Source organism: Exiguobacterium sp. (genome assembly GCF_020832205.1).
Classification (GTDB): domain Bacteria; phylum Bacillota; class Bacilli; order Exiguobacteriales; family Exiguobacteriaceae; genus Exiguobacterium.
This window is the reverse complement of the sequence record NZ_JAFIFD010000026.1, coordinates 1-11,262: the sequence shown is the minus strand read 5'-3', so window position 1 is coordinate 11,262 and position 11,262 is coordinate 1. Positions and strand designations below refer to the sequence as shown.

Annotated in this window: 10 protein-coding genes; 2 read left to right on the top strand and 8 right to left on the bottom strand. The window is 56.1% G+C overall.

Annotated features, from left to right (window positions below):
• Window positions 1-30: 30 nt before the first annotated feature.
• Window positions 31-2,952, bottom strand: a complete 2,922-nt coding sequence (gene pulA, locus JJU47_RS06120; protein ID WP_228617175.1) for a type I pullulanase — start codon at window positions 2,950-2,952, stop codon at window positions 31-33.
• Between the two features lie 214 nt (window positions 2,953-3,166).
• On the opposite strand from pulA, the gene JJU47_RS06115 reads away from it, so the two are divergent.
• Window positions 3,167-4,297 carry a GGDEF domain-containing protein gene (locus tag JJU47_RS06115; RefSeq protein ID WP_228617173.1) on the top strand — a complete coding sequence of 377 codons (1,131 nt, stop codon included), beginning with the start codon at window positions 3,167-3,169 and terminating at the stop codon, window positions 4,295-4,297.
• A gap of 27 nt (window positions 4,298-4,324) precedes the next feature.
• On the opposite strand, the gene JJU47_RS06110 is transcribed toward JJU47_RS06115, so the two are convergent.
• The 7 genes from JJU47_RS06110 to JJU47_RS06080 form a co-directional block, all read right to left on the bottom strand.
• On the bottom strand, window positions 4,325-4,894 hold the full coding sequence (locus JJU47_RS06110) for a hypothetical protein (protein WP_228617170.1): 570 nt from the start codon (window positions 4,892-4,894) through the stop codon (window positions 4,325-4,327).
• 64 nt (window positions 4,895-4,958) lie between these two features.
• Complete coding sequence (locus JJU47_RS06105) at window positions 4,959-6,617, bottom strand: FAD-dependent oxidoreductase (protein WP_228617167.1); 1,659 nt, start codon at window positions 6,615-6,617, stop codon at window positions 4,959-4,961.
• 14 nt (window positions 6,618-6,631) lie between these two features.
• On the bottom strand, window positions 6,632-7,918 hold the full coding sequence (locus JJU47_RS06100) for an arsenic transporter (RefSeq protein WP_228617165.1): 1,287 nt from the start codon (window positions 7,916-7,918) through the stop codon (window positions 6,632-6,634).
• Between the two features lie 30 nt (window positions 7,919-7,948).
• A complete protein-coding gene (locus JJU47_RS06095; protein ID WP_228617163.1) occupies window positions 7,949-8,227 on the bottom strand; it encodes a Fe-S cluster assembly protein HesB in 279 nt (92 codons plus the stop codon).
• Entirely contained in the window at window positions 8,224-9,981 is a 1,758-nt protein-coding gene (arsA, locus tag JJU47_RS06090) for an arsenical pump-driving ATPase (RefSeq protein ID WP_228617160.1), read from the bottom strand. The genes JJU47_RS06095 and arsA overlap by 4 nt, the downstream gene beginning before the upstream one ends.
• Window positions 9,982-9,992: 11 nt before the next feature.
• Window positions 9,993-10,352: an arsenite efflux transporter metallochaperone ArsD gene (arsD, locus tag JJU47_RS06085; RefSeq protein ID WP_228617158.1), complete on the bottom strand. Its 360-nt coding sequence runs from the start codon at window positions 10,350-10,352 to the stop codon at window positions 9,993-9,995.
• Window positions 10,353-10,365: 13 nt separating this feature from the next.
• Window positions 10,366-10,683, bottom strand: a complete 318-nt coding sequence (locus JJU47_RS06080; RefSeq protein ID WP_228617156.1) for an ArsR/SmtB family transcription factor — start codon at window positions 10,681-10,683, stop codon at window positions 10,366-10,368.
• Window positions 10,684-10,909: 226 nt separating this feature from the next.
• Between JJU47_RS06080 and JJU47_RS06075 the strand changes: the two genes are divergently transcribed.
• Window positions 10,910-11,262 (top strand): SulP family inorganic anion transporter (locus JJU47_RS06075; RefSeq protein WP_300997509.1); only part of this gene is annotated, 353 nt, incomplete at its 3' end.

Below are 11,262 nucleotides of genomic sequence, written 5' to 3'. Positions count from 1 at the left end.
CACGGGACGTTCGTCCCATGGTCTCACTCGTTACGGTTGTTTCACGACGACCGTCGCGTACGATGGCACTTCGACATAGCCCGAGACGCGTTTGAGCGTCTTCGTCCCTGCCTGGTTGCCGTCGACGATCACGTTCCACTGCCCAGTCGGGAGTTTCACTTTGACCGTTTCCGCGTTGGCGTTATGCGTGATGAACAAATCTTTCTTCTGTCCTGGTGCCTTGTCATCGATTAAGTACGTGATGACGTTCGGTTCCGAGCGATAGAACTTGACGTTCTTCTTGACGTCTTTCGCGTCCGTCATGCGAAGGCCTGGGTTGGCTTTACGCATCTCGATCAAGCCTTTCATGTACTGGACGTCCGCTTGACGGTCGGCGGCGCGTTTCCAGTCCATCTGGTTGATGCGGTCTGGCGACTTGTACGAGTTGTGGTCGCCTTCTTTCGTCCGCATGAACTCTTGGCCTGCGTGGATGAACGTCGTGCCTTGGCTCGTCAAGAGGATGCTTGAGGCGAGACGGTGCATCTTCGTCCGGTCTGCTTCGGCCGTCTCTGGGTTCGTCAATTCGAGTTTGTCCCAAAGCGTATGGTTGTCGTGTGCTTCAACGTACGTAATCGCTTGGGTCGGGTCTTTCGCAAAGCCTTTGATCTCTGCGTTGTAGTCGATCTCACCGACGATGCCGGTCTTGATGCGGTTCTCGAGCCCATCTTTTCCGTTGATGAAGCCGTTGTCCGTATCGATGAAAACACTACCTTTCAAGCCATCCCGGATGTTGTCGTTGAAGTGTGCGACACCTGGCATCTTGTAGGCGTTCTTTTGGTTCGCCTTCAAGGCCGGGTCGAGCGGTGTGCCGAGGTCCCATCCTTCGCCGAAGACGAGGATCGACTTGTCGACTTTGTCGAGCGCTTGACGGACTTTGTTCATCGTGTCGACGTCATGGATCCCCATGAGGTCGAAGCGGAACCCGTCCCAGTTGTACTCGGTTGCCCAGTAGACGGTCGAGTCGACGATGAGTTTTTGCATCATCTTGCGCTCAGAGGCCGTGTCGTTGCCGACGCCGGTTCCGTTCGCGAAGTCGCCGCCCGCTGTGTAGCGGTAATAGTAACCTGGTACGATCTTATGAAGGTTCGAGGCTTGGGCGTCGAACATGTGGTTGTAGACGACGTCCATGACCGCACGCAAGTTATGGTCGTGGAGCCCTTGAATCATCTCTTTCAACTGTGTGATGCGGACTTTCGCGTCATACGGGTTCGTCGAGTACGACCCTTCCGGCGCGTTGTAGTTTTTCGGGTCGTAACCCCAGTTGTATTTCGCGTCCGGGTTCGTCTCGTCGACCGAGGCCGTGTTGTAGTCGTACACCGGGATGAACTGGACGTGCGTCACGCCGAGGTCTTTGACGTGGTCAAGACCTGTCTTCGTGTTCGTTTTCTTGCCGTTCTCGATCAAACGCGTGCCTGGTTGAACGACACCGAGGTATTTACCTTTATGGCGAATGCCTGAGTCATACGTGTTCGACGTGACGTCGAAGATTGAGAAGTCACGGACGTGCGTCTCGTAGATAATCGCGTCCGTCGAGTTTTGAAGTTTTGGTTTCATGCTGTTCCAGCGTTTCGGGTTCGTCTCTTTCAAGTCGACGATGACCCCTTGGTCCCCGTTCACGCCGACCGCTGTCGCATACGGGTCGACCGCGCGGATGCTGCCTGAGGCGTGCGTGACGTTATACGTGTATCCGATGCCGTCGAGGTCACCGCGTACTTCAGCGACCCACGTGCCGCGGTCGCCACGCTTCATTTGAATCGTCTTCTTCACGTCTTTGTCGTTCGCCGGACGGTCTTTCGGCATGTTCCAAAGCTCGAGTTTGACGTCTTGAGCCGTCGGGGCCCACAAGACGAAGTTCGTCTTCGACTTTTGGTACGTGATGCCGAGCTTGCCGTCATACGCATACTTCGCGTCGAACTCCGGTGAACGGAGCACGTCGCCTGCTTGGAGCACACGCTCTCCGAACGTCGGGTGCGTCGCCGTGATGACTTTCGTCAAATCGATATCTTCATTGAAGTGGATCGTGACCGACTTGTCGCCTGTCACCTCAACCGATTTCACAGCAGCTCCGTCGATTGTCAATTCGCTTGCGAATGAGGCATCGATGGCACGGTTGAGCGTGAGCTTCGCCGTACGGAACGTCGTCGCTTCGAACGCGACGATTTTTGGTGAACGGTCGATTTCAGGCTCCGAGTAGTAGATCGTCGAGTCGCCCTCGACGAGCCAAATCTCTTTCGCCGTGCTGAGCGCGAAGCGGTCTTCACCGTCTTTCTCCGTCCACTCCCCTTTTTTCGTGATGAGGCCGATCAGCTTTTTCGCGTCAGGGTTCGCGAACTTCACGTTCGCGACGCCGCCGAAAGCGTCCGTCTCATCGAAAGCGATGCTCTGCCCGTCTCCGCCGTCCGGCCAAGTCCAAAGACCCCAGTCCGTGTATGTATTGTCATAGCGGAAGTAATGCACTTTCATGTCGACGTCTGTCGCTTCTGTCTCGCCGTCAGGGTTCGACGTGTAAATTTTCGAGTCACCCGACTTGATCCATACTTCGGCGACGCCGTCTTTGATCATGTCGCTCGTGATGAAGCGATCGTTTTCCGACCCTTTGTCTTTGTCCCAATTGTCCGTGCGGACGATGAGACCGAGTCGTTCCGGTGAGTCGACCGGGAATTCATAGGCCGCCACCTTGCCGAAGTCGTCTTCACCGTTGAAGGCGAAGCCTTTGTTCGGGAAATAATCTGGGTTATTCGCCCAAAGCCATAAGTTCCAATCCGTCTGGTTGCCAGGCGCCTCTTGATAGTGGACGACGACTAACGTCGACTTCCCTTTATCGAGGGCAGACGCTGACATCGGAAACATCGACAGAATTAGTGCAAACGTTAGCACAACTGCCCATACGGGTTTCCATTGTTTGTTGACCATGTGGGTCCCTCCTTGTAGCATAAATTTGAGAAAACGCTTACACAAAAATTGTAAACGTTTCCTTTTGGGAATTCAATGTTTTTCTAAACAAACACCTAGCAACTCCCACTTCACGGAAACCGTTGGGAGACCTCCTTCATTTTCCAATTAGAAAACGATTGCATTTTCATCGTTACGGACTGTATATAGAAGTTAGAGGAGGATTTTTTATCTAATGTCATTCACGAATCTCATCAACAACTTGATCGCCAACGCGAGCCTTCTGCTCGTCGGCCTCTATATCATCTCCCGCGTCACGAAACTCGGATTCACGACGAAACTGCCGGTCCGGCGCCAAGTGACGATTTCCTTTTTGTTGGCCGGACTGTCCATCTTGATCACGCTGCACGGTGTGCTCTGGAACGTCCAAGCTGACTTCCAATACGGCTTCGTCCCGCTCATCATCGCGGCGCTTTACTTCGGACTGCCCGGAGTGCGCATCACATACGTCGCCAGCATTCTCGTCTTGCCGTTCATCTTGTCGGAGACGCTGCTGTTGATCACGTTCCTCGACTACACGCTCGCTGCCGGCGGTTCGATTGTCTACATGCATGTCCGGGAACGCATCAAACCGACACGTGACATTCGTATCGTGAACGCGATCAGCCTCGTGTTCATTAGTGGATTATCGATGTTAAATTTTAATAATTATGACCACCCAACGACATACTTCTTATCGTTGAGCGCGTTCATCGTCATCGGCTATTCGGCCGGCTTCGTCCTCCATATCGTTTACGGCGGAATGCGCAAGATGCAACGGTCGGAGCGGCTCATCACGAAATATAAAGAAGCCGCCTTCACCGACGCGCTCACCGGGCTCGGCAACCGCCGTCGTTTCGAGGAAGAGATGAGGCGGGTCGACGAAGAAGTGTTCATCGGTCCGCAAGACGTCGCGCTACTCTTCCTCGACATCGACCATTTCAAATCAATCAACGATGCGTACGGCCACGACGCCGGGGATGCCATCTTAGTCGAAATCGGTGCTCGTCTGACGCAAACGGCCCGCACCGACGACATGGTATGCCGAAACGGCGGCGAAGAGTTCTCCGTGCTCTTGTCCGACTGCAACTTGTCGCAAGGGTTCGTGATCGGCAAGCGTTACTTACGGCAAATCGCCGAGACCCCGTTCGCTTTGCCGGACGGCTCAGCGATTGACGTCACCGTCTCGATCGGGATTGCGAGCACGTCAGAGGCGAAAGTCGTCACATCGACGCAACTGATTAAAAAAGCGGACGTCGGTTTGTATGTCGCCAAACGGAGCGGCCGCAACCGGCTCGGCAAATGGAACGAATTGAAAGCGAACTAAACCCCGGTGCCGCGCACCGGGGTTTAGTTATAGCTTATTGAACTCGTGCAAAGCTTCTAAATACCAACGATAGCCTAACTTGATTTCTTCGTCCGTCCAATCATTTGCCCAGAGCGCCCGTGGGATACGCCCGGTGAACTGCGCACCACCCACATGCGACAAAATATAAGACCCGACTTGTTCACACATACTTCGCGTCAAAAAACGGGTTACGTGAACCCCGTCCTGGCTCTCAAGGACGATGTCGAGACGGCGACCCTCTTGCTCGTCGAGAATCAATTGGTTATAGCGCCGATGTGCTTCGTCCTTGTGCCGATAAACCGTGCCCCGCCGCGCGTTGTCGTCACGTTCCCACTCGAAGTCCGCTCGCTCTTTCGCATTGAAAATCTTCACGAGGACGGCCGGATCGTCAATCGTAATGCAACAGAAGATGTGCGGATACGACAGCTGATCGTCGTTCACGAGGTCCATAATATCCGTCTTCGGAATGGTACGCGCCTTGTAACGGACGAGCAGACGGCGAACGACTTCTTCTTTCTCGAAGACGAGCCACTGCTTCCGACGCTCGAACTTCTCGTGGAGTACTTTGTGGTTCATTTGCTTCACCTCATATACCAGCATACCAAAAAACGGCGCCCGATTTGCTCGGACGCCGTTCTTCTTAGTTCCCGTATTTTTTGAACAACTGATAGTTCTTGTTGCCGCCTGACAAGTTGTAGACGTCCGTGAAACCGAGGTTGCGGAGCACGTTCTGTGCCGCGTTCCCCGTCACGCCGCCGTTGCAGTAGACGACGGTCGGCTTGTCTTTGTCCATGTCGTTTGACGCCGCGCGCAAGTCGCCGAGCGGGACGTTGACCGCGCAGTCGACGCACGCCTTCTCGAACTGTGCCGCTTTCCGCGTGTCGATGATTTGCATGTCCTCGCCCGCGTCGATCCGTTTTTGCAACTCGTCCGGTGTGATCAGGCGCGCCGCTTTGTTCATGCTGTTGGCGAGCACCATGCCCGTATACATGACCGGGTCTTTCGTCGTTGAGAACGGCGGTGCGTACGCGAGGTCGAGGTGGAACAAATCGTCCACTTTCGCCTTGAGCGTGATCGCCGTGACGAACACGTCAATGCGCTTGTCGACACCTTCGAAGCCGACGATTTGGACGCCGAGCAGTTGACGCGTCGCGCGGTCGGCGACCGCTTTGATCGTCATGTCTTTCCCGCCCATGTAGGCCGGCTTGTCCGGCTTCGTGTTGTGGAGCACTTCCACGTCATAGCCGTCTTCACGCGCTTCACGCTCCGAGAGACCCGTTTGTGCGACCGCGAGACCGAACACTTTGAAGATGCCCGTCCCGAGGATGCCGCGATGTTCGAGCTCGCCGCCTGTCAAGAGGTCACCGAGTGAACGGCCCATCTTGTTCGCTGTCGATCCGAGCGGACGCCAAATTGGTTTCCCTGTCACGATGGAGAAGCTCTCGGCGACGTCACCGGCAGCGTAGACGTTCTCGACGTTCGTCTCCATCCGCTCGTTGATCGCGATCGCGCCCGTCTCGCCGATCGTGACACCGATCGACTTGGCGAGTTCCGTGTTCGGCCGGACGCCGACTGACAAGATGACAAGGTCGGTATCGACCGTCTTCCCGCTTTCCGTGACGACGCGTTCGACGTGGCCGTCCCCGACAAGTTCCGTCACCGTCTCACCGAGCAAGAGCTCGATGCCGTTCTTCTCGAGGTGCTCCTCGACGCGGCATGCCATGTCTTTATCGAGCGGCGGCATCACTTGCGGGATGCGCTCGATAATTGTGACGTCGATGCCGCGAAGTTTGAGTTGCTCGGCCATCTCGAGGCCGATGAAGCCGGCACCGATGATCGTCGCATGTTTCGGGTTCGTCGCATCGACGAAGTTGCGCGTCGCTTCCGCGTTTTGGATGTTTCGGATCGGGAAGACGTTGTCCGAGTCGACACCTGGAATCGGCGGGATGATGCTCGAAGCGCCCGTCGCGAGGACTAATTTGTCATAGCTGTCCGTGAACGATTCGCCCGTCTCGAGGTTCTCGACCGTCACTGTCTGTGCGTCTTTGTCGATCGCCGTGACGTTATGACGCGTCATGACGTCGATGTTGTAGCGCTTCTTGAAGAACGCGGCGTCACGCGGCGTCAAGTCGTCGCGCGACTCGACTTCACCGCCGACGTAATACGGGATGCCGCAACCCGAGTATGAGATGTCGTAATCGCGGTCGTAAATCGTGATTTGTGCGTCTTCGTTGTTACGACGTGCTTTCGCTGCGACCGATGTGCCGGCAGCGACTGAACCGATGATGACTAGTTTCATGAAAAGTACACTCCTTAGTAAAGTAATAGACTGATGTACAGACCGAGCAACGTGATGGCGAGCGTCGGAACCGTCAAGATGATCCCGACTTTAAAGTATTGACCCCAACCGATCTTGAGCCCTTTCGTGCGGAGCACATGGAGCCATAATAATGTCGCGAGCGACCCGATCGGCGTGATCTTCGGCCCGAGGTCGGAACCGATGACGTTCGCATAGATGAGTGCTTCCCGAATCTGCCCGGACGTATTCGTCAAATCGATGGCGAGCGCGTCAATCATGACGGTCGGCATGTTGTTCATGACCGATGACAAGATGGCGGCCAAGAAGCCCATCCCGAACGTCGCGGTGAACACATCGACAGAGAACCATTCGATGAAGTTGGCGAGCACTTGCGTGAGCCCTGCGTTTTGCAAGCCGTAGACGACGATGTACATGCCGAGCGAGAAGAAGACGATCGCCCACGGTGCACCGCGAACGACCGATTGTGTCTTCACGGCCGGCGATCGGTTCGCCATGATCAAGAAGAAAAACGCGATGACGCCAGCGACGAGCGAGACCGGGATGCCGAGGATGTCGCTCGTGAAGTACCCGATGACGAGAAGCGCGAGCACGACCCATGACAAGCGGAACATCCGGTGGTCTTTAATGACCGAGGCCGGCTCGGCGAGCTTTGACAAGTCGTACTGCTTCGGGATGTCTTTCTTGAAGTACAAGTACAAGACGAGCAGACTTCCGGCGACGGCGAACACGTTGACGAACACCATCCGGGCCGCATATTCGGCAAAACCGATGCCGAAGAAGTCAGCCGAGACGATGTTGACGAGGTTCGAGACGACGAACGGCAAACTCGCCGTGTCGGCGATGAAACCGGAAGCGATGACATACGCCAAGACGACAGCGTCCGGCAGCTTGAGTGCCCGTACCATCGCGAGGACGATCGGCGTCAAGATGAGCGCCGCCCCGTCATTGGCGAACAGCGCCGCGACGAGTGCGCCGAGTAGCGTGATATAGACGAACAGCTTGACGCCGCCGCCTTTCGCGATGCGAGCCATATGTAGAGCGGCCCATTCGAAGAATCCGATCTCATCCAAAATGAGCGAGATGAGGATGATGGCGATAAAGGTGAACGTCGCGTTCCAAATGATGCCCCACACCGTTCCGACGTCATCAAAATTGACGACCCCGGTGATGAGGGCAATGGCCGCCATCCCCATCGCCGAGTAACCGATGCCGAGGCCTTTCGGTTGCTTGATGATGAGGAAAAGCGTCACTAAAAAGATGAGACTAGCAATCCACTGCACAATGAGTTCCTCCAATAATTCTCTATTTTTTTAGCAAGTCTGTTGCAGACCGCGGAGCACGAGGCTCGCGCCGTCTTCCGTCGATTCGACGTCGAGCGTAACGTTCTCAGCCATCGCTTCGGCGTCTTTGGCGACGGCGAACGTGAGGCCGTCATAGTCTTTCACGTCGTCCGTCGCTTCTGGAGCGGCGATATGAAGACCGATTGTCGGACCACAGCACCCTGCTTCTGTGCAGATGCGGACCGACTTCGTTTCTTCCTCGATCAGTGCTGCTTTCATAAAGTCGATTGCTTCATTTGTTACGTTCATTTGACTTCCTCCTTGAGTAGTTGAGATAGTGCCGGATAACCGACCGGCAATTGTTCTTGCCACGATAACAGCGTCGGGCGCGGATAGCGGTTCACGCGTTCGAGCCACGCGGACTCGCTCGCAACTTTTGCCGTGAGCAGTTTGCTCTCGACGTCGAGCGGCGTGAACGATTGGTTGACGACCCAGGCGAACGGACGAATCTCGGCCCGCTCTAAGTCGGTGACGAGACGTTCGGCTTCATACACCGGTGTCGCCTCGGGGAGCGTCGTGATGACGACGTGCGTCTGTTTCGGATCACGAAGCTTCGGCAACAGCTCGCGCACCGCTTCCGGGACGACCCCGGTCGAGCGTTCGAGCTCTCGGTGATAGCTCTCGGTCGCGTCCAAGAGGAGAAGCGTATGTCCGGTCGGCGCCGTGTCGATGACGACGAAACGGTCTTTCGCTTTCGCGACTTGGGCGGCGAACGCACGGAAGACGGCGATTTCTTCGGTGCACGGGGAACGAAGATCTTCTTCGAGCATCAATCGTTGCTCGTCCGTCATCTCGCCCGCTTCCCGGAACACGTCGGCCCGGTAGTTCTCGATTTCGACTTTCGGGTCGATCGCGTCGACCGTGAACGTCGATGGTACGTCTTCCCCGATCGTGAAGGCGACGTGCGCCGCCGGGTCGGTCGTCGTCAAGTGGACCGCATGGCCCCGATTGCTTAGGGCGACGGCAATGAGCGAAGCGAGCGTCGTCTTGCCGACACCGCCTTTCCCCATCGTCATGATGACGCTCGGTCCGTCCGCTTCCATCTCGTCGACGAGCGCATCGATCGATCCGTAACGGCTCGCGTCGTATGTCGTATCAGGGACTGTGACCGTCTCCCCGTTCACCCAGCGCCGCAACGCCGGCACGCCGACCAAGTTCTCGTACGCATACGGGAGCGTGAACGTCTCGAGACGCTCGACGGCTTCCGGCATTTGCTTGAGCGCTTCTTGTTGCCGTTCGATGAACCGTCTCGTATAGCGGTCGGTCCCTTCGTCTAGCGCGACGACACCGTTGATGACGAGTTGCATCCGCTCGATGCCGATGGCGTGAAGCTCGACGGCGGCGCGAGCCGCCTCGACGAGTGTCGACGCCTCGGGGCGGGCGACGAGGAGCAACGTCGTCTCGCTTCCGTCCGACAGCGTCGCGACCGCTCGTTTATACTGGTCCTGCTTGTCGGATAGTCCGGCGAGCGGACCGAGACAGGACGCGCCGGTCGTATTCGTCTCTAAAAACTCATCCCACGCACTCGGGAGCGTGAGCAAACGAAGCGTGTGCCCGGTCGGCGCCGTGTCGAAGATGACATGGTCGTACGTCGTCCGCGCCTCAACTGACGTCAACAGCTCGGTGAACTGGTCGAACGCTGCGATCTCGACCGTACAGGCGCCGGACAACTGCTCTTCCATCGACTGGATGGCGACGTCCGGGAGCACGCCGCGATACGGACCGACCATGCGCTCCATGTACTGTTTCGCCGCTTCTTCCGGGTCGAAGTTCGCAATCGAGAGCGCGGTGCCCGGTACAAGCCGCGGTGTTTCGTCAAGCTCCATCTCGAACACGTCTTGAAGATTGCTCGCCGGATCGGTCGAGACGAGCAGCACACGTTTACCGCGGTCCGCGAGCGTCAGGGCGAGACTTGATGCGGTCGACGTCTTGCCGACGCCGCCTTTCCCTGTCAAAAACACATATCGGGTCGGCTCGATCGTATGGAAATCAAAGCGATTCATAAGCGTCCTCCTTATTTTTTAAGCGTGATGCGCACTTTCGGCTTCTCTCCATCTTGTTTCGCGAACGCCGCGACCGGGAGTCCCGTCAGTTCGGCGATCTCTTCGTTCGTCATATAGGCACCGCGCTTGACGATCTCGCCGTCGATGACCGTGAGCGGGAGCGTCTCGAGCCCTTTCACGATCTCGGCTTGCACGTATGCGTTCTCGACGAAGCGGTTCGGCTCAGAGGCGAGATTGTAGCGGGCGACGTCAAAACCGCGTTGCTTCAACACGTAATGGACCGTCGCGATGCGCGTCAATTCTGGGTCGATCGATGGGCCGCACAGTCCGGTCGGACAGCACATGGCCGGTTCAAACACTTCTAGTTTCATCGTTAGTTCCTCCTTAAATGGCACACTCAGCGTCACAGTCACAACTCGCCTCAAGCGTCTCGACGCGATTGAGCAACTCGACGACAATCGAATAAAACGGGCTCGTCTCGTTCAACCGGTAATGAATCCACTGTTTGTCCCGGCGCTCGAGCAACAGTCCCGCTTGCCGCATCATCTTCAAATGACGGCTGATCGCCGGCTGTGAGATGTCGAAACAATCGACGAAACTGCAGGCACACTGTTCCCCATCCTGCATCTGTTTGAGCATCGTCAACCGGGTCGGGTCGGCGAGCACTTTGAGCACCTTGCTTAATTCTTCTGCGCTATGCATCGTCATTCTCCTTCTCTATTGTATAACAAAACCGTTATATAACCTTTACGTTATGAAATTACCATAGTTTTTAACGAGTTGCAATTGTCTTTTCTGAAAAAGTTCGCTATGATAAAACACGTTGTGAAAACATATGTCGGTCTCACCTCTTTCTTCATATAATGTGGCGTTTGATCTTCGTGAGACTCGGAGGTCAAAGTCAAAATATATAGAGAGGTGTGTTCTTTTGGAAAAATTGAATACGATTAAACAAGACTGGCTCGGCAACGTCCGGGCCGACGTCCTCGCGGGGTTCGTCGTCGCGCTCGCCCTCATCCCTGAGGCGATCGCGTTCTCACTCATCGCTGGTGTCAACCCGATGGTCGGGCTTTACGCTTCATTCATCATCGCGATGGTCATTTCGATCGCGGGTGGCCGACCGGCGATGATTTCAGCCGCGACCGGTGCGATGGCGCTCGTCATCGTCTCGCTCGTCGCGGACCACGGGCTCCAGTATTTGCTCGCTGCCGGTATTTTGACGGGGATCATCCAGATCGTCCTCGGCTATCTCGGTATCGCTCGATTGATGAAGTTCATCCC

Excerpts from the sequence above, each read along its gene's own strand:
- JJU47_RS06080 (WP_228617156.1), bottom strand. The coding sequence starts at position 10,683 with ATGCATAGCGCAGAAGAATTAAGCAAGGTGCTCAAAGTGCTCGCCGAC.
- JJU47_RS06110 (WP_228617170.1), bottom strand. The coding sequence starts at position 4,894 with ATGAACCACAAAGTACTCCACGAGAAGTTCGAGCGTCGGAAGCAGTGG.
- JJU47_RS06115 (WP_228617173.1), top strand. The coding sequence starts at position 3,167 with ATGTCATTCACGAATCTCATCAACAACTTGATCGCCAACGCGAGCCTT.
- arsA (WP_228617160.1), bottom strand. The coding sequence starts at position 9,981 with ATGAATCGCTTTGATTTCCATACGATCGAGCCGACCCGATATGTGTTT.
- pulA (WP_228617175.1), bottom strand. The coding sequence starts at position 2,952 with ATGGTCAACAAACAATGGAAACCCGTATGGGCAGTTGTGCTAACGTTT.
- arsD (WP_228617158.1), bottom strand. The coding sequence starts at position 10,352 with ATGAAACTAGAAGTGTTTGAACCGGCCATGTGCTGTCCGACCGGACTG.
- JJU47_RS06095 (WP_228617163.1), bottom strand. The coding sequence starts at position 8,227 with ATGAACGTAACAAATGAAGCAATCGACTTTATGAAAGCAGCACTGATC.
- JJU47_RS06105 (WP_228617167.1), bottom strand. The coding sequence starts at position 6,617 with ATGAAACTAGTCATCATCGGTTCAGTCGCTGCCGGCACATCGGTCGCA.